This window comes from Chryseobacterium sp. RLHN22 (assembly GCF_051011795.1).
In the GTDB taxonomy this organism is placed as follows: domain Bacteria; phylum Bacteroidota; class Bacteroidia; order Flavobacteriales; family Weeksellaceae; genus Chryseobacterium; species Chryseobacterium zhengzhouense.
Genome location: NZ_JBPCHW010000007.1, coordinates 29,144 through 48,102, shown reverse-complemented (window position 1 = coordinate 48,102; position 18,959 = coordinate 29,144). Strand labels below are relative to the sequence as shown.

General features: G+C 34.0%; 20 protein-coding genes. 12 read left to right on the top strand and 8 right to left on the bottom strand.

The window, feature by feature from the left end; translation table 11 throughout:
• Nucleotides 1–65: 65 nt before the first annotated feature.
• A complete protein-coding gene (locus tag ACR1PN_RS08960) occupies nt 66–875 on the top strand; it encodes an aminotransferase class IV (protein WP_433979759.1) in 810 nt (269 codons plus the stop codon).
• Nucleotides 876–956: 81 nt separating this feature from the next.
• Here the strand turns inward: ACR1PN_RS08960 and ACR1PN_RS08955 are convergent, their stop codons facing one another.
• Entirely contained in the window at nt 957–1,538 is a 582-nt protein-coding gene (locus ACR1PN_RS08955) for an N-acetylmuramoyl-L-alanine amidase family protein (RefSeq protein WP_433979758.1), read from the bottom strand.
• 104 nt (nt 1,539–1,642) lie between these two features.
• Entirely contained in the window at nt 1,643–2,191 is a 549-nt protein-coding gene (locus tag ACR1PN_RS08950; protein WP_433979757.1) for a YqgE/AlgH family protein, read from the bottom strand.
• 23 nt (nt 2,192–2,214) lie between these two features.
• Here ACR1PN_RS08950 and pdxH point away from each other — a divergent pair, with 23 nt between their 5' ends.
• The gene (gene pdxH / locus ACR1PN_RS08945) at nt 2,215–2,856 is read left to right on the top strand and encodes a pyridoxamine 5'-phosphate oxidase (protein ID WP_433979756.1); all 642 of its coding nucleotides are present in this window, start codon (nt 2,215–2,217) and stop codon (nt 2,854–2,856) included.
• 53 nt (nt 2,857–2,909) lie between these two features.
• Here the strand turns inward: pdxH and ACR1PN_RS08940 are convergent, their stop codons facing one another.
• Entirely contained in the window at nt 2,910–3,209 is a 300-nt protein-coding gene (locus ACR1PN_RS08940) for an HU family DNA-binding protein (RefSeq protein ID WP_378182116.1), read from the bottom strand.
• Between the two features lie 399 nt (nt 3,210–3,608).
• Here ACR1PN_RS08940 and panD point away from each other — a divergent pair, with 399 nt between their 5' ends.
• The 10 genes from panD to ACR1PN_RS08890 all read left to right on the top strand — a co-directional run bounded on the left by panD (nt 3,609) and on the right by ACR1PN_RS08890 (nt 12,883).
• Complete coding sequence (gene panD, locus ACR1PN_RS08935) at nt 3,609–3,959, top strand: aspartate 1-decarboxylase (RefSeq protein WP_433979755.1); 351 nt, start codon at nt 3,609–3,611, stop codon at nt 3,957–3,959.
• Between the two features lie 2 nt (nt 3,960–3,961).
• Nucleotides 3,962–4,978: a lysylphosphatidylglycerol synthase transmembrane domain-containing protein gene (locus ACR1PN_RS08930; protein ID WP_433979754.1), complete on the top strand. Its 1,017-nt coding sequence runs from the start codon at nt 3,962–3,964 to the stop codon at nt 4,976–4,978.
• Nucleotides 4,979–5,148: 170 nt separating this feature from the next.
• The gene (locus ACR1PN_RS08925) at nt 5,149–5,724 is read left to right on the top strand and encodes a TerD family protein (protein ID WP_378182109.1); all 576 of its coding nucleotides are present in this window, start codon (nt 5,149–5,151) and stop codon (nt 5,722–5,724) included.
• Between the two features lie 153 nt (nt 5,725–5,877).
• Nucleotides 5,878–6,543 carry a TerD family protein gene (locus ACR1PN_RS08920; RefSeq protein WP_378182106.1) on the top strand — a complete coding sequence of 222 codons (666 nt, stop codon included), beginning with the start codon at nt 5,878–5,880 and terminating at the stop codon, nt 6,541–6,543.
• Nucleotides 6,544–6,622: 79 nt separating this feature from the next.
• Entirely contained in the window at nt 6,623–7,261 is a 639-nt protein-coding gene (locus ACR1PN_RS08915; protein WP_065722070.1) for a vWA domain-containing protein, read from the top strand.
• A gap of 150 nt (nt 7,262–7,411) precedes the next feature.
• Nucleotides 7,412–8,455: a TerY-C metal binding domain-containing protein gene (locus tag ACR1PN_RS08910; protein ID WP_433979753.1), complete on the top strand. Its 1,044-nt coding sequence runs from the start codon at nt 7,412–7,414 to the stop codon at nt 8,453–8,455.
• On the top strand, nt 8,456–9,814 hold the full coding sequence (locus ACR1PN_RS08905) for a PP2C family serine/threonine-protein phosphatase (protein ID WP_433979752.1): 1,359 nt from the start codon (nt 8,456–8,458) through the stop codon (nt 9,812–9,814). It abuts the gene before it with no gap.
• Between the two features lie 12 nt (nt 9,815–9,826).
• Nucleotides 9,827–10,774 (top strand): RNA-directed DNA polymerase, encoded by a 948-nt coding sequence (locus tag ACR1PN_RS08900; RefSeq protein ID WP_433979751.1) that lies wholly within the window; start codon nt 9,827–9,829, stop codon nt 10,772–10,774.
• Entirely contained in the window at nt 10,771–11,358 is a 588-nt protein-coding gene (locus tag ACR1PN_RS08895; protein ID WP_433979750.1) for a hypothetical protein, read from the top strand. The genes ACR1PN_RS08900 and ACR1PN_RS08895 overlap by 4 nt, the downstream gene beginning before the upstream one ends.
• A 13-nt stretch (nt 11,359–11,371) precedes the next feature.
• Nucleotides 11,372–12,883 carry a helix-hairpin-helix domain-containing protein gene (locus ACR1PN_RS08890; RefSeq protein WP_433979749.1) on the top strand — a complete coding sequence of 504 codons (1,512 nt, stop codon included), beginning with the start codon at nt 11,372–11,374 and terminating at the stop codon, nt 12,881–12,883.
• A 19-nt stretch (nt 12,884–12,902) separates the two neighbouring features.
• Here ACR1PN_RS08890 and ACR1PN_RS08885 read toward each other — a convergent pair whose 3' ends face one another.
• The 5 genes from ACR1PN_RS08885 to asnB all read right to left on the bottom strand — a co-directional run bounded on the left by ACR1PN_RS08885 (nt 12,903) and on the right by asnB (nt 18,691).
• Entirely contained in the window at nt 12,903–13,337 is a 435-nt protein-coding gene (locus ACR1PN_RS08885) for a GNAT family N-acetyltransferase (RefSeq protein WP_433979748.1), read from the bottom strand.
• A 52-nt stretch (nt 13,338–13,389) separates the two neighbouring features.
• The gene (gene tyrS / locus ACR1PN_RS08880) at nt 13,390–14,589 is read right to left on the bottom strand and encodes a tyrosine--tRNA ligase (protein ID WP_433979747.1); all 1,200 of its coding nucleotides are present in this window, start codon (nt 14,587–14,589) and stop codon (nt 13,390–13,392) included.
• Nucleotides 14,590–14,822: 233 nt separating this feature from the next.
• Nucleotides 14,823–15,962 (bottom strand): leucine-rich repeat domain-containing protein, encoded by a 1,140-nt coding sequence (locus ACR1PN_RS08875; RefSeq protein WP_433979746.1) that lies wholly within the window; start codon nt 15,960–15,962, stop codon nt 14,823–14,825.
• Between the two features lie 98 nt (nt 15,963–16,060).
• Nucleotides 16,061–16,879 carry a hypothetical protein gene (locus ACR1PN_RS08870; protein ID WP_378182082.1) on the bottom strand — a complete coding sequence of 273 codons (819 nt, stop codon included), beginning with the start codon at nt 16,877–16,879 and terminating at the stop codon, nt 16,061–16,063.
• A 144-nt stretch (nt 16,880–17,023) separates the two neighbouring features.
• Nucleotides 17,024–18,691 (bottom strand): asparagine synthase B, encoded by a 1,668-nt coding sequence (asnB, locus tag ACR1PN_RS08865; protein ID WP_433979745.1) that lies wholly within the window; start codon nt 18,689–18,691, stop codon nt 17,024–17,026.
• Nucleotides 18,692–18,959: the final 268 nt, after the last annotated feature.

The following is an 18,959-nucleotide window of genomic DNA, read 5'->3' as shown; positions in this document are numbered from 1 at the left end:
TGTTTTTAAACGACAAAACTGATGAACGATTTATCGTTCATTATTTTTTTATAAATATTCATACTTTGGAAAATACATATTTTACTTCAGAAGAATTACAGTTGAAAAACCGTGCCTTTCTTTACGGAGATGCTGTGAAAGTTTCATTTTTCATTCGAAACTCAAAGCTGATTATGGATGAAGAATGCTATTTTTTTTTAATGGCATCGATGAGGAAAATGAGACTGAACATTCCTTTAACCTATACACTCGAATTTTTTCAGAATCTTTTTACTGAAAATGTGATTGAAGGAAATGGTGTTCAGAACGGAATCATCAATTTTCTTGTCTTCAGAAATTCAGACGGAATTACTTTATCTAAATCTTCGGTTTCCTATTATTTTGAAGTGGATGAGATGGATGATGTTCTTTCTATACAGCAAAGACCTTTGGAATTGGATTTAATAAAGGAAATCAACGTTAATAATAATCTTTTAAGTAATATTCGGGTGCACTGTCCGGAAAATATCTATGGTGGAATCTATGCACAGGAAAATGATTTGGACGACGTGATTTTGTTAAATCCTAATAAACGAATTGCAAGAGCAACCTCAGGAAACCTTCTGTTTTTGGAAGGAGATATAATTAAAGTTCCGAAACAGTCTGAAGGAGCTTATATATCGCCTTTATTGGAGAATTTTGTTACCTTTCTGCATAAAAATAATCTTGCCGATATTCAGGAGCATGAGATCATTGCATTCGAGTCTCAGAAAGCGGAAGAAATTTTATTGGTTTCCGACGAAAAAGGAATTTCTTCTGTAAAGAAAATCAGAAATAAGACATTTGAAAACAACCGTTTCACAGAATTGGTTGAAAGCTGGAAAAACAGCTTCTAAAAATTGACAAACCCGGTAAACAACACTGACGTCCTTTACCGGGTTTTATTCTGATTAAGATCAGAAACTGTATTTTTAAAATTAATTTTCGTTGATGAAGTCAGCAAAATTTTGGGCAATTTCTCTTTGTCCGTCGCTGCTGTTTAGGTATTCTCGTTCCTGAGTATTATTAATGTAGCCTAATTCCACCAATAGTGCAGGTGATTTAGAGTTTTTAAGAATATGAAGATTCTGTTCTTTGATATTACATTTTCCGAGTTTTTTAGATAATTTTTCAGCTAAAGATTTTGATTCAGCGTTGCTCTGAACAAATATCTCGTGGCCACTTTTCGGAGTGTCTGCTTCAGGAGTTGAGTTGACATGAAGAGAAATAACCATTTCAGGATTGAGCTTATTGATTTGTGCTGTTCTTTCCGAAAGAGTTGCGTAAATATCGTTATCTCTGGTTAAAACAATTTCGTATTTCCCGTCTTTGTCGTTTGCTTTTTTGATCTCTTGAGCAATTTTTAAAACAAGATCTTTCTCTAAGATGCCGTTTTTATTGGCTCCTAAATCATTTCCGCCATGTCCGGCGTCAATTACAATGATTTTTTTACTAACGGGTGTGAATGAAAGAATTGCGGTAGAAGCTAATGATAAAGCCAGTAATTTTATTGCTTTCATAGTTCGTTGTTTTAGGTTATCAAAGAACGTGAAAAGTATCTTAATAATTGTTTAACGAAAACTTAAAATTTGTTAAAGTATATCGCTTCTATGTGAAGTAATGATTAGTTTAGAGAAATGTCTTCCGGAGCGTTGGCCCACAAAAGATACTCACCGCCAAGATTTTGCATGATAGATTTCCATAATGTCTGGTCATTTGGAAGCGTGTAGTCTAAATTATAAACATCTACAACCGTCCATACTTTTTGCTGAATTTCATTATCAAGCTGTAAAGAAGACCAGCCGGAATATCCTGAAAATATTTTCACATCCTGAATGCTGATTTCATTTTGAAGAACGGCATTAATGATTCTCTCAATATCTTCAGTTAAATAAAATTCTTCTGTAATGTCAGTATATTGTTCGGTTACTTTTTTTCCTTTAATAATAAAGAAAACTTTATCGTTTTCTACAGGACCGCCGTCATAGACTTCAATCTCGAAATCAAAGAAATTTCTGAAACGATTACTCATCTTGCTGTTTTTCTTATTCAATATCAAACCGAACGCGCCACTTTCATTATGATCAATTACCAAAACAACTGACCTTGAAAAAATGTCGCCGGAAATATCAGGTGTGGAAATTAATATTTTACCTTTGTATGAGTAATTCATACTCAAATTTAATAAAAATATTCATGGAAAACCTTCACAATAAAAGAAAAGTATACGAAAAATTACAACTTGTTGAAAGTGAGATTAAAGAGAATCCTATTGAGCAATTCAGGGATTGGTTTCTGGAAGCTTCAGAAAATCCATCCATCTCAGAAGCTAATGCAATGTCGGTTTCTACCTTGGAAGAAGATGGCTGTCCGCGTACAAGAATGGTTTTGTTAAAGCAATATACCTATGAAGGATTTATTTTTTACACCAACTATGAAAGCCGGAAAGGAAAATCAATCGAAAAAACGCATAAAGCCTGTCTGCATTTTTTTTGGCCGGGGTTAGAAAGGCAGATTATTATCAAGGCAGATTTGGAAAGAGTTGCTGAAAATCTGAGTGACGGCTATTTTCACTCAAGGCCAAAAGGAAGCCAGCTTGGAGCGGTTGTTTCTCCGCAAAGCCAGGAAATTCCTGATCGTGAGTTTTTAGAAGAAAGATTGAAAAATTTAGAAAAAGAATACGGAAATACAGAAGTTCCAAGACCTGAAAACTGGGGCGGTTATATCGCAAAACCATATGAAATAGAATTTTGGCAGGGAAGACCCAACAGATTGCATGATAGGATTATCTACAAGCTGAGTGGTCTGGACTGGAAAATTTCGCGTTTGGCTCCATAGAAAACAAAAAACCCCATCAGATGATGAGGTTTTGCTTTTTTATAATCGCACGATTATTTCTTTTTTCCCGCAGCAGCTCCCGCAACAGCAGTTGAAAGGTCTGCACCCGCTTTAAATTTAGCTACTTTCTTAGCAGCAATTTTAATTGGCTTCTTTGTAGCAGGGTTGATTCCCTGTCTTGCAGCTCTTTCAGATACAGAGAATGTACCAAATCCAACTAAAGATACTTTTCCGTCTTTAGATTTCAATGTTGTAGTTACGTTAGAAATGAAAGATTCTAAAGCTGCTTTTGCTGCCACTTTAGTGATTCCTGCGTCTTTTGCGATTGCGTCGATTAATTCAGACTTGTTCATAATTTTTAATATTAAAAGTTAGTTAGTTATAAAAGCAAATTTAAAACAATTTTCAAATTGTGCAAATTTTTTGCAAAAACTTATTGATTTTTTTTAAAATTTCTTGAAATCGATTAAAATTTCATAATTGATGTCTTTGCGAAAAATCTAGCTTCTGAGATACTAAAATCGTGCCAACTACTTATGTATATTGGTTTTCCTAAATTTCGCCTATTTGTTTTTAAATTTATTAAATTCTTAATTTGATGTCAACAATTGATTTTTTTGATGATATGCTTGTTAAGTTTTTAAAATAATTCGCATTATTTTGGGTTTGGTTAAATTAATTGCCTCAGTATATGATAGTTGTAAATTTCATTTTAGAATGATTTTCTTAAATATTATTAATAAATTTGCATCATGTTAATAGAAGTATTTAAATCTAAAATTCACAGGGTAAGAGTTACGGCTTCAGACCTTAATTATATAGGAAGTATTACCATTGACGAAGATCTTATCGAGGCAGCAGGTTTAGTAGTTGGGGAAAGGGTATATATCGTAAATGTAAACAACGGAGAGCGTTTTGATACGTATGTGATCAAAGGGAAAAGAAAATCAGGAGAAGTTTGCCTCAATGGTCCCGCTGCAAGAAAAGTTCAGCGCGATGATATTATCATTATTATTGCTTATGCTCAAATGAGCCCGGAAGAAGCTCAGAATTTTCAACCGAAAATTGTTTTCCCGGACGAAAAAACAAATCTTCTTACGTAAATATGGAGAAGAAATCAAACAAAACTTTAAAATCTGTACTCACTATAGTAATCTCGCTTGCTTTTGCAGGCTTTTTTTTGTGGTTAGCATTGAGAGGTTTAGACTTTAAAGTCATTCAGAAATCTTTGGCAAAGGCAAATTATATTTGGGTGGCTTTTGCTGCTGTTTTTGCGCTTTTAGCCTATTGGTTCAGGGCAATTCGCTGGAATTTATTATTAGAACCGATGGGGCACAAAATCTCAAGTTCAAATGCTCTTTGGTCACTGTCTTTTGGGTATTTGATGAATCTTACCATCCCGAGAAGTGGCGAATTGGCAAGAGCCACAGCTTTATATGGTGTTGAAAAAGTTCCTGTGGATAAATCTTTTGGAACAATTATATTGGAAAGAGTGGTTGATTTGGTTTGTATGCTTGGATTTTTAGGATTGACTTTAATTTTTAAATATGAAGCAATCTTATCTTTTTATGAAAATTCAGGAGTCAATGTAAATCCTAATAAGATTTTACTGGTTCTTGGTGGTTTAGCAATTGCTGGAGTTTTATTTTTTATTTTTAAAAATAAATTTGTCAATGTTCCTGTTTTAGGAAAAATCATTGGTATTATTGATGGAATTCTTCAAGGCTTGACATCAATTTTTAAATTAAAAGAAAAAGGGAAGTTCATTATATATACATTAGGAATTTGGATTTCTTATTATTTTGCCGCGTATCTCGTTTGTTTTGCGCTTCCAGAAACTTCAGATTTTACTTTCGCAGACGGGTTTTTCATTATTGTTGTAGGAACTTTGGGTATGATTATCCCTGCAAGTGGCGGAATCGGGGCATTTAATCTTGCGATGAAATATGGTTTTATGGCATTGTTTCTTGCGATGGGTAAAAGTGCTGAATTTGGCGGAGAAATGGGATTAACGTATTCATTTATTTCGCTTCCGTTACAGATCGTTGTGATGTTGGTGATGGGTCTTATTTCTATTCCAATGTTGGCAAAAGCCCGTAACAATATGATGATTGAAGAATAAGTTTAATTCTCTTAAATATATTATAAGTCCTGTTTCGAGAAGCAGGATTTTTTTTGTCTAAAAATTTTTGTGATTATTAAAAAAAGTTTAAAACTGTATGACTTTTTATCATTAATTTGGTTAATTCAAAAATCAAATCTATCTTAAGGGAAAAATTATATTTATAAATTATGGCAATTAATTTACAGAAAGGGCAAAAAATAGAATTAGGGCTTACAAAAATGACAATTGGTTTGGGTTGGGATCCAAATGAAGGAACCGGCTATGCTTTCGATTTGGATGCTTCAGCAATTATGATTGATTCAGACAGGAAGCTTGTCGGTGATGAGTATTTTGTTTTTTATAATAACCTCAATTCTCCGGACGGAGCATTACAGCATACAGGAGATGATCCGGATGGAAAAAGCAGTGATGGAGACGATGACGAGGCCATCATTATCGATCTTGAAAAAGTAGATTCCAGAGTGGAAGAGATACTGTTTGTAGTAACTATTGAAGATTTTGAAAGAAGAAAGCAAAATTTCGGGATGGTAAGAAATTCTTATATCAGAGTTGTTGATAATAACAGCCATCAGGAAATTGCAAAATACGAGCTTGATGAAGATTTTTCAATAGAAACCGGTGTAGAATTCGGGCGTTTGTACAAAAGAAACGGTAGCTGGAAATTTGAAGCTTCAGGAATTGGTTACAGAGCAGATCTTGGTTTCTTTTTAGAGAAATATTACAAAGGTCAAATCATCAAATAATAAATCATCACGAGAATGCATTGCTTGCGAACGTGGCTGAGTAGACGCCATTGCAAACGAAAAAATATTCTCAATTAGATAAAAAAAACTCCGCTCTTTGCGTTTAAAAAACAATTAAAAACAAAATTAATAACACAAAAAAAGATATTAAAAATGGCAATCAATTTACAGAAAGGTCAAACAATAGATTTAAGAAAAAACGACCGTGGAGAAAGTGTTTACGATTTATCTCAGGTAACAATAGGCTTAGGTTGGGATGTCCGTAAGCAAGGTGGTTTCTTCGGAAAAATATTTAACAAAGAAGCAGAATATGATCTGGATGCTATTGCATTTCTCTTAGATGGAAACGGAAAAGTTGCCAACTTGGGAAGAACCGTTCAGACGAATGACGGGAGACAAATGGGGCTTTATCAGGGAGATGTGATCTATTTTAATTCGATGCAGCATCCAAGCGGACATATCTGGTTGACCGGCGACAACAGAACCGGAGCAGGAGATGGCGACGATGAGCAGATTATTGTTAAACTAGACCAGTTGGATGAACGTTATCAGAAAATTGTCTTTTTGGTAACCATTTATATGGGAAGAAAAAACAACCAGCATTTCGGGATGATCGATAATGCCTTTATCCGTGCGGTTGATGCAAGAGGAAAAGAAATCACAAAATACAGCCTTTCCGGAGATGCAAGCATGAACGGAATGTGCTCCATGGTTTTTGCAGAAGCATACCGACACAATGGCGACTGGAAATTCCGTGCTTTGGGAGAGCCTAATCATACAGATAGTTTTGTGGATATTCTTCAGAGGTATTCTTACTAATTCTATCAGAATTTTAATCATGATTAAAAAGCAGTTGGTCAAAAACCAACTGCCAATAGCAATTTAATACTGTCCTACGATGAACAGAAGATTATTAGCCTACTTTTTACTGGATACTTCCGGCTCAATGAACGGCGAACCGATTCATGCTTTAAATAATGCTTTCAACGGACTGATTTCTATGCTCCGCTCGGATCCGCAAGCGATGGATACACTGCATTTAAGCGTCACGACTTTCGATCGTGAAGTAAAAAATATTATTCCGATGGTTGATCTGGCGAGTTTTCATCCCATGGAAATTACCTGTCCCGATAGTGGCCCGACTCATACTGGAGCGGCTCTCGAATTGGTTTCAGCGTTGGTTCAGGTTGATTTAATTAAAGGTTCAACCGAAGTGAAAGGCGACTGGAAACCTCTTCTATTTATTTTTACCGACGGAAAACCATCCGATATACAAAAATACCGACAGATGATTCCTGTAATAAAAAATATGGACTTCGGAGCGATTGTAGGCTGTGCTGCAGGACCAAAAGCAGATGAAAGTTTCCTGAAAGAATTAACTGATAATGTGGTGAAACTTGATACAACCGATGCGGCAACACTTTCGTCATTCTTCAAATGGGTAAGTTCATCCATTACAATGGGCGGAAAATCGCAAGGGACAGGCGAAAGCATCAGTCTTCCGCCTCCACCTTCAGAACTGAATATTATTATTTAAGTAAAAAAATAAATCTTTCTGTTCTTAGCTGAGTGAAATCGAAGATTCGACGAAGTCAAACGCCTTTGCGAACTTAAAAGCACAAGGCTGGTAAAAAACTTTGCGCACTTTGCGTTAAAAATTTAAACGAATAATTTAAGTCTAAATTTCATGAGAAGACTTCCCATTTATTTTCTGATAGATATTTCCGAATCGATGATTGGAGAGCCGATTGATCAGGTTCAGGAAGGTATTTCCACAATTGTCCGTGAACTGAAAAAAGATCCGTATTCCTTAGAAACCGTCTGGATTTCCGTGATTGGTTTTGCAGGAGAAGCCGAAGTGATTACACCGTTACAGGATATTATTTCGTTTTATCCTCCAAAAATTCCTGTCGGAAGTGGGACTTCTTTGGCAAAAGGCCTTTTCAAAGTGATGGAATGCATCAATAAAGACATTGTAAAAACAACTTATGATAGAAAAGGTGACTGGAAACCTCTTGTTTTCCTTTTTACAGACGGTGTTCCGACGGATGATGCCCAGAAAGCAATTGAAAGATGGACTTCACAATATCACGGAAAATCGAATACAATTGCCATATCTATTGGTGATAACACCAATCATAAGCTGTTAGGTTCGCTTTCTGACAACGTTTTGCTGTTTAATAATCATTCTGAAAACTCTTACAAAGAGTTTTTCAAATGGGTGACAGATTCCATTAAAACGACGAGTCAAAGTGTAACGGAGGCGAATAAAGACGGAATTAATCTCTCTAAAATCGATCACAGTATTTTAGAAAAAGTAGATCCCGAAGCGCAACAAATGTTTCCCGATAACAATTTTGTGGTGTTGAACGGAAAATGTTCAGAATCAAAAAAATCATATTTAATTAAATATAAAAAAGCTTTCGCCGACTCCGGAATTGCAGGAATGCAAACCCGATATTACAGACTGGAAGGAACTTACAGAATTGACGATTCTTCTTATTACCGACTTTCTTCGGCTCAGAAAAGTTTTCAGAAAATTTCGGTGGAAGAGTTGCACGGAAATCCTTCTTGTCCGCATTGTGCGAATCCGATTGCTTTGGCGACCTGCTCTTGCGGCGGAATCCATTGTCTAAAAGGTGAGGGTTACAATGAATGTCCTTGGTGCGGAACTTCCGATTATTACGGATTCAGCAATGAAGGTTTTGATATCAACCGAACTTTAGGCTAAATGGAAAACACAATCAGGCAGATTTTGAAAAATCACAACATCAATGATAGTAAAGTGATTGATAAAGTGGTTTCGAAACTGTTGACTCAGAACGAAATTCAGGACAATTTAAAGCTGATTATAGATGCCCAGAAAAAAATTATGCACGAAGCGATGATTTACAAAGAAAGAGAAGAATTTGCCGATGCATTTTTCCCGATCACCAATGCAAATTCCGGGAAGAAATATGAATTTATTCTTCCGATGGAGCAGTTTCCAAATATCAGAATTAAAGATGTGTCAGGATTAGATTTGGCAGGCTTAAGTTTTGAAGAAAATAAAATTAAGGGAATTCCTTCTGAAAGCGATACCTACGATTTGAAAATTGAGTTTTTCCATATTTTGGATGAAGAAAATATTGAATTTAAAAAGGCTCAGCTTTTCGTTAATGCCGATCCAAAAGATTTATGGAAGAATATTCCGTCTGATGAAGAAGCGCCTTTTCACAAAGCAGATGAAGTGAAATTCAAAGGAAATTTTTCAGATAAAAAGATTGTGGTGGCTTCAAAACGAGGCCGTTCTCATGCGCATGAAGGAAAATTCAGAGATGATGATTTTGCGGTAAATGAATTGTCAAATTCATGGAATATCATTTCGGTTTCTGATGGAGCAGGTTCTGCACAATTGGCAAGATACGGTTCTGAACTGGCAACACAATCGATCAATGATTATTTTAAAAATAAAGAAGTTTTAGCGGAGTTAGATTTTCATGTAGAGAAAATTTTTAATAATGAAAAAAATGATTCAGAAGCAAAACAGGAAGTTATAAGAATCCTTTATCAGGGAGTTTCAAATACTTTTAAAACGCTTTCTGAAAAGGCAGAAGAACATTTTGTAAGCTTAAAAGATCTACATTCCACTTTAATTTTTGCTTTGCTTAAAAAGCTTGATTCCGGATATGTCATTTTAAGTTTTGGTGTTGGTGATTGCCCGATTAATCTGATTAATGAAGGCTTTTCTGAAGTTCAGTTGCTCAACACAATGGATGTCGGCGAATTCGGTGGCGGAACCCGCTTTATCACAATGAATGAAATTTTTGATGATTCGATTTCTTCCCGTTTTAGAATTACTTTGGTGAAAGATTTTTCTAAATTGGTGTTAATGACCGACGGAATTTACGATCCGAAATTTATTACCGAAAACAAATTAGAAGATATCGAAAGCTGGAAAACTTTTTTTGAAGATTTAAACGGCAACAATGAAGATGAAGCAAAAGTCGATTTTCAAAATGATGAACAAGTCGATGAACAGCTGCTTTCCTGGATGAATTTCTGGAGCAAAGGAAATCATGATGATCGTACTTTGGCGGTGATTTATTAAGTAAAAACAATTATGAAACCATATTACGCTTTTCACGAAGAAATTTCAGAAGATAAATTGTTTAAAGGGCTTTTGGGCTTTGGGCTATTTGCCGAAAAAATACCTCATTTTTTAACTTCTGAACAATTCTATAAATATATAAAACTTAAAAAATTTCCATATAATGATTCAAAACCAACAGACTATATTAGATATTCCAATATGCGAAATATCAATATTCCAAGACCATTGTCAATTCCGGAACCTTTTTCATATGCAAATCAGGTTAAAATAATTAGTGTAAATTGGAAAAAAATCGTTAATCATTATAAAAAGAAAACTAAAGCACAACCATACAAAGTAAGTCGTATACATATTAGGAAACTGAAGGACACCAATAGCCTTTTTCAAATGAATTATAAAAATTTTATAATTGATGGAAATCCAGAAGATGAAATTTTTATAAAAAGTAAATATATTGCTACTGCAGATATAGCAACTTGCTTTCCAAGTATATACAGTCATTCAATTTCGTGGGCCTTAGTTGGGAAAACCATAGCCAAAAAAGAAAGTGGGAAGAAATTCGAAGATAGATGGTTTAATCAATTGGATTTTTACACCAGAAATTTGAAGTACGGCGAAACAAATGGAGTTCTAATTGGTCCACATTCTTCAAATTTAATATCTGAGATTATATTAGCTTGTGTTGATAGTGAGTTATTGAAAAGAAAGTATCAATTTTATCGTAATGTTGATGATTTTACTTGTTTTACAAATTCTTTTGAAGAAGCAGAAAAATTCTTTATTGATTTGTCTGAAATTATAAAAGGCTTTAAACTGTCTCTAAATAGTAAAAAAAGTAAGATAAATCAATTACCTCAAGCAACTGTTACTAACTGGGTAACTAAATTAAATCATTTTAATTTTACAGATCAGTATGTTACAGTAAGTGGACAAAAGGGCTTGAAATTAAAGAATTGAGAGGTTTCATTGATTTTTTTATTGAGGTTATGTTAGATAATAATAGTGATGCAGCTATTTTAAATTATGCAATAAAAATTATATCTAATAAGCATTTGGGCAATTTTGCATATGATTATTTTATAAAAAAAGTACATCATTTAACTTTATTATATCCATATTTGGTTCTAATTTTAGAAGAGTATGTTTTCGAAAGACATAATGTTGAAAAAAAAAGAATTGAAATAATTGCAAATGATCTTTATAACTTAGGAATTAGAAAGAAAAATTATGAAATCTGTTCTTATGCAATTTATTATGCAATGAAGTATGATTTTAAATTATCGCAAATAACAATTAAGAAAGATTCTATACGATCTTGTGATTGTATTTTCTTAATGATAGCATATTTGTATGATAAAAAGAATCAAAAGAAATCGTATTTAAAGGAATATAAAGATTTGGCAATAAAACTTTATGATGAAGACTTTCAAAGATATTGGTTGTTTTGCTATGAAATATTAACTCAAAATGAATTAAGAGATAAATATAAAGATCTTAAGAAGGCAAAAATTAGTTTTATCTTAGATAGTTTTGTGAAATAAATTTAAATCTCAAATGAAAAAAACAACCACCGTTTCCTCAATTTTAGACCCTTCCAAATCGTATGAATATGTAGATGAAAGCCCTGTAAAAGGCGGGGTGAAAGATGTTTATTTTTCACCGGACAGAAAATATGTGGTGGCTTTTTACCGAGCTCCTTTGGAAAATGAACAAAAAGAGAGAATCAAAAGAATTGTTTCTACATATTTACCCAATATTCAGAACGGAAATGCTTCAGAATATTACCTGGATGAGGTTTTCAGATGGCCTTATGATATTGTTCATAAAAATAATTTAACGGGAATTGTGGTTCCGGTTTATCATCAGAAATTCTTTTTTGCCAAAGGTTATTTTGGTTCGGATAATATTGCGGGTGGAGATAAAGTGGGGAAGTGGTTTACGGCGCCGATGTTCAGAAATCAGCATTATCCGCTTCGTTTAGATAAATCGGAATTGGGAGATTGGCTGAGTTATTTTCAGATTGCCATCAACATTACCCGAGGAATTAAAAAACTGCATCAGATGGGCTTGGCGCATTCAGATCTTTCTTATAATAATATTTTGGTAGATCCGGTGACAAAATCAGCCTGTATTATTGATATTGACGGATTGGTGGTTCCAAAATTGTTTCCTCCCGAAGTGATTGGAACAGCAGATTTTATCGCTCCCGAGGTTTTAAAAACAAAACATTTGCATCTGCATGATCCGGGAAGGCAGCTTCCGAATCAGAAAACTGATCTTCATGCTTTGGCGGTGCTCATTTATATGTATCTTCTTCGCCGTCATCCTTTGAGAGGCGGGAAAATCTGGGATCTGGATTCTGAAAAAGACGAAATCATTTCGATGGGTGAAAAAGCTCTTTTCATAGAACATCCGACAGATTCAAGCAATAAAGTCAGAACTGAATATCTGAAAAAATGGGATTCCTTTTGGGGCGATCCAAACAAAATTCCATACACCGTTACGGGTCCGTATTTGTCTGAATTGTTTAAAAAAGCTTTTATCGACGGACTTCATGACCCGATCAGAAGACCTTTGGCGACTGAATGGGAAACTGCTTTGCTGAAAACGGTAGATTTAATTCAGCCTTGTCATAATCCTGAATGTAACGAAAAATGGTATGTTTTCGATAATACCCAAACTCCGAGATGTCCGTTCTGTGGAACTTCTCATAAAGGAACTTTACCCGTTCTCGATTTGTATTTTAAGTATGATGATGAGGTCTGGAAACCTGAAAACCACCGACTGATGGTTTATCACAATCAGTATTTGTTTAAATGGCATGTTTCGAGAAAGGTGATTCGTAATGAAGGTTTAACTGCAGAAGACAAAAAACCGGTCGGATATTTTACTTTTTATGAGGATAAATGGGTCTTGGTCAACCAGACTTTGACGGGAATGAAGGATTTAACTGAACAAAAAGAAATTCTACCCAATTCGATGGTAGAACTGACAGATGGTAAAAAAATACTGCTTTCCAATGAAGAAGGTGGAAGAATTATTTATGTGATGATGGCGAATCAGTGATATTGTACAAAAACCAATATCAAAACTTCATAATAAACGAATGTTCGTTTTCTTCAACTATTTTAAATCCTGTACGAAGATAAAGTTTAAGCGCAGGATTTATTTTTAGAACACTTAGAGTAATCGGAGTTTTAGTGAGAGAAGCTTCTTCAATAATCATATTTAAAATATACTTTCCAAGACCATTACCCTGGAAAGCTGGAAGAATCTGAAGCTGGATAATTTCAATCTCGGTTTTTCTGTGTTGTATTTTTAATAATCCAATTGTTGTTTCTTTATAAATAAGAATATGAGCGTCTTCAAACTTATAAAGAATCCTTTGTAGATGAGCATCTTTATCAATTAAAAGACCGGAATTTATAAGATGTTCGTTCATTGTTTTCACTCTCAAATCAAGAAGAAAATCGAGGTCATTTTCGGTTGCTTTTCTTATGTGAAGGAGTGAAAAATCCATTATTCTAAATTTTTAAATTACTGTAAACGAATATATGGATTTATCTTACCATCTAAACCAATTCAAAAAAATCTCTTTTTCCAATTTTAATTTTCGTTTGTTTTAATAAGTCAATCTCTTCATTCGGGTCGGTCATTTTTATATTGTTAATTTGAATTCCACCGTTTTCAATTAATCTTCTGATAAAAGATTTACTTTCATTATTTTTTAATTGATGACAAAGCTCAATCAGGCTGATTTTTGATTGATTTGAAAATGAAGATTTGATATTGATAGGTTTAAATACTTTCTCTTCAAAATTTTTATTTTGAAACTGATTGATGAAAAACTGTTCGGCAAGTTTAGCAGATTCTTTATGATGGTATTGAGAAATAATATTCTTCGCAATAACTTTTTTGATGTTCATTGGATTTTCTCCATCCGAAATTCTTGATTTTAAATTATTCTTTTCATCATCTGAAAAATCTGTGGTCAAGTCAATAAATTCATCAATCAAAGAATCTGGAATCGACATGGTTTTTCCAAACATTTCATTGGGTTCATCTGTTAAACCGATGATGTTATTTAAAGATTTGCTCATCTTTTCTTTTCCATCCAGACCTTTTAGCAATGGCATACACATGACGATTTGTGGTGATTTTCCATGACTTTCCTGCAATTGTCTTCCCATGGTGCAGTTGAAAAGCTGGTCGGTGCCGCCCATTTCAATATCTGCTTCGATTTTTACAGAATCAAATCCCTGTAAAATTGGGTAAACCAATTCATGCATTGCAATAGGAGAGTTTTCGGTAAATCTTTTATTAAAATCATTTCTGTGCATCAGTTGAGCGACCGTCACTTTTGACATCAGCTGAATAACTTCGGAAAAGTTTAGAAAATCCAGCCAATCCGAGTTAAAAACAATTTTCGTCTTTTCCACATCAATTACTTTTGAAAGCTGATTAATATAAGTTTCCGCATTGTGCTGAACTTCTTCTGCACTCAAAGGTTTTCTGGCTTTATTTTTTCCGGTAGGATCACCGATTCTTGCCGTAAAGCTTCCGACAATAATAATGATCTGATGCCCCAAATCCTGAAACTGTTTCAATTTTTTCAAAACAACGGCGTGTCCCAGATGCAAATCCGGAGCTGTGGGATCAAAACCGAGTTTGATAATGAGCTTTCTGTTTTCTTCTTCGGCTTGTTTTAATTTCTGTTCCAAACCGTTTTCCGGTAGAATAATTTCTACATTTTCTTTTAGTGTCTGTATCATTTCGTTGAATTTTAAGTATAAAAAAGCCCGAACAAATCTGTTCGGGCTCCTCAATATTTTAGTTTAAATTTTATTGAATTTTAGGTATAGAAATACTTCCCGAACGATAGAACGGGTAATAATAGTTGCTGAAAAATGGCAAACGTAATATGCTGTTTAAGTGTTTCATTGCTTTGCAAAGATATAGTTTTTAATTATATAAGCTGATTATCACAATCTTTTTCTTTAAAAAATTATATTCCTACATAATTTGCATTTTTCCACGAGCTGTCATTGGATTTTTTATATTCTTCAACAGTTTCTTTAGGAACGTAGAAAGTTATTTTTCTGCTGATCTGAAATGCTTCGGACATGTAGGTTGGCTTTTTAGCCATAATGGTAATCTTCGTTAATACAGGACAGTTTGCAAAAGCCCATGTATTTATTTTTTCAACGGTTTCAGGAATTATAATTTCTTTCAGGTTTTTGCTTGTATTAAAAGCGGAAGTTACGATGTTTTTTACGGTAGCAGGAATTGTGAATTTTTCTTTTGCCGGAGGAAATTTTAGAAGACTGGTTTTTTCATGGTCGTACAAAACACCTTCTTCAGTAGAAAAATTGGGGTTTAGCGGATCAACTGTGAATTTTTCTAGATTTTCTGCATTGCGGAAAATGTCCCAGCCAATAGTTTTTATATTTTGATGAATATTAAATTCTTTCAAAGCTTTACAATTGTCAAACGAAAAAGTGGGAATATCTGTTATTGACAACGGAAGCTCGATTTTTGATAAAAATCTGCAGTTTTCAAAAGTGCTTGGAAAAATTTTTTCAACTGTATCAGCAATATTGACTTCGGATTTTGTATCAGGAACTTTTATTAAAATTTTAAAGGTTTTATCATATAGAACTCCATCTTTCGAAGCATAGAATTTATTTTTAGGATCAACCGAAATTTCCTGAAGTGAAGAACAGTACGAAAATGCATTGGGGCTGATAAGCTCTACATTTTCTGGAATTATTACTTTTTTGAGTTGGTCACATTTAAAGAATGCCGCGTTTTCGATTCTCTGCAACGATTTGGGAAAATTGATCGACGTCAGATTGATGCAGTCTTCAAACGCTCTACCTTCTATATTTCTGATGCTTTCGGGAAGTTTCACAGAAATCAGTTGATGAGAACCACTAAATGAGTCGTACCCCAAAGCTTCAATAACATATGTCACATCTTGAAAAGTAATTTTATCAGGAATAATTATGTTTCCGCTGTAACTGCCCTTTACAACCATTGCTTTATGGTCACCGGTCATTTGATAATTGATTTGGTTCACCGTCATGCGCTGACTTTTACAAATGACAGAAATGAACGATACAATAATGCTTAAATATATTTTCATACAAATTATTTGAAAATTATATATTATAAGTTAATGGTCTCAATAAAAAAACCCTGAAATAAATATTTTCAGGGTTTTTTTATTGAGATTGAATCGTATTATTTTCTTGGTTTTTCTACACCGATCCACGCTTCGCCTTCTCTTTTTACCTGGCTTAATGTGAATGTTTCAAAATCATCTGTTTTATACTCGATGTTGTCTTTATTCTGCTCAAATGGCATGATGTAGAAGAAATCTTTGTCTGTTTTATCAGCTTTTGTTCCCTTTTTTACAGTCGGCATAAATTTTTTCTCAAACTTATACTTCGGAAGATATTGCTTTACAGATGCGTAGAATTTAGCGTTATCTTTTTCATTTGGAATAACGTCAACAATCTTAAATTTATCTTTCTTCTTGTCAACCCACAGATAATAGTTGATTTCCTCGTGAGTTTTTTTATTTAAAGAGGTAAATCCGTAAAATTCTTTAGGAACCAGCTGCTTGATTTTTTCTGCATCAACTTTTGTGAAATATTCTCCCTGAGAAGGATCTACATATGTTTCAAGATTGTACAAAAGTACCTGGTTATTCTGGAAGTTTTTATTCTTGAAATACTGATCTAAAGATAATTCTGCCGTTTTTCTAAGCTCTTTTCCTCTGTCGTCCAATTTTTTAGTTGGATTCTGAGGATTTACTTTTTTTACGAAATTATATAAAACAACAGGTTTTATATCTGCAAGATGTGGATATGTTTTTAGCTGTTCTGCTTTTACCAGCCAGTAATATTGTTGATAGTAGTCATCTTTTTCAGCAGGTTTTACAGTTTTATAAGCTAATGCGAGTTTTTTTGAATTAAGATATTTTCCGTATTTACCTTGTGCGAAAGCTAAGCTTGTGGTACATAGTAAAGCAAAAAAAATAGAAATGGATCTTTTCATTTTACAGCAGAGATTTTTTTAATTTTTCAAATATAATTATTTATTAGATAATAAGTTTAATTGTAAGTTAAAATATCTAAAATTTATTGATTTTATGTAATGAAAAATCCTGTAGTGATACAGGATTAATAAAATATGGAATAATTAATAAGAAGTTTCGTGTACTTTCACCGCTCTTCCGCTTGGGTCGGTCATTTTTTTAAAAGCTTCATCCCATTCTAATGCTATAGGAGTAGAGCAGGCTACAGACGGAACTGAAGGAACCGTTGCTGCTGCGGTTTCACTTGGAAAATGCTCTTCAAAGATGGTTCGATAACGGTATTCCTCCTTATTTTGCGGAGTGTTTATAGGGAATCTGAATTTTGCATTCGCCATCATTTCATCTGTTACATATTTTTCAGCAATATCTTTTAATGTGTCAATCCATGAATAACCAACGCCGTCTGAAAACTGTTCTTTCTGTCTCCATACGATCGATTCAGGTAAAAGATCTTCAAAAGCTTTTCTTAAAACCCATTTTTCGATTTTTCCTTCTTCTTTACGGATCATTTTATCTTCAGGATTTACATTCATCGCAATATCCATAAATTCTTTATCCAGAAAAGGAACCCTTCCCTCAATTCCCCAGCTCATTAATGCTTTATTAGCTCTAAGGCAATCATATAAATGAAGTTTGCCTAATTTTCTTACCGTTTCGTCATGGAATTCTTTTGCATTCGGAGCTTTGTGGAAATATAAATATCCACCAAACAATTCATCTGAACCTTCCCCGGAAAGCACCATTTTAATTCCCATTGATTTTATAACTCTTGCCAAAAGATACATCGGCGTCGAAGCACGAATGGTTGTCACGTCATAAGTTTCTAAATGATAGATTACATCGCGGATGGCATCTAAACCTTCCTGAACGGTGAAATTGACTTCATGGTGAACCGAACCGATATGTTCTGCAGCTTTTTTCGCTGCCGCTAAATCCGGTGAACCCACCAATCCAACCGCAAAACTGTGCAATCTCGGATACCAGGCTTCCTGAGTGTCGCCGCTTTCAATTCTCTGTCTTGCAAACTTTGCAGTAACTGCAGAAATAATAGAGGAATCTAAACCTCCCGAAAGTAAAACTCCGTAAGGAACATCGCTCATCAACTGTCTGTGAACAGCGTCCTCTAAACCTTTCCTGATTGCCTGAATATCTGTGGTGTTGTTTTTTACGGCTTCAAAATCTTCCCAATCTCTTTTGTACCATTGTTGCAGTTCATATCCTTCAATACTGTATAAATAATGTCCGGGTAAAAAAGTTTCAATTTTTTTACAGATGCCTTCCAAAGCTTTTAGTTCAGAAGCCACGTAGTAATTTCCTTCTCTGTCCCAGCCTTGGTAAAGCGGACAAATTCCCATGTGATCTCTTGCAATAAGGTAAATGTTATTTTCAATATCATACAATGCGAAAGCAAAGATGCCGTTTAGCTTTTCGATAAAATCTTTTCCGTATTTCCCGTAAAGAGCAAGAATGACTTCACAGTCAGATTGGGTTTGAAATTCGTAATCACGGAATTCTTCTTTGAGTTCTCGATGATTATAGATTTCTCCGTTCACAGCAAGAACAATTTTTCCGTCTTTAGAAAATAAAGGCTGTTTTCCGGATGTAGGATCTACGATTGCTAATCTTTCATGAGAAAAAACAACTTTTTCACTTTGAAAAACTCCGCTCCAATCCGGTCCGCGATGGCGGATTTTTTTAGACATTTCTAAAACCTGAGGTCTTAATATTTCGGTTGACTGCTTTGCGTCAAATAAGCATACGATTCCGCACATGTTATATTATTTGATAGCAAAACTAATTCTTGTGTTTATTTTTTACAAATAAAATTTACTTATAATTAATATTTTTGGTTAAATTTTAATTTATATAGTATAATTTTAAGTCTAATTGTTTTTGAAACTCTTGTTTCGGAATTTTTTTCACTTTATGAATGATTTGAAGCGTCTTTATGAAATTATTTTTAAAAAAATCTTATTCTATGTTAAGAAATAAATCAAATATTTTCCCTTACTTTGTGGCTCGAAATAATTTTTTTTCATC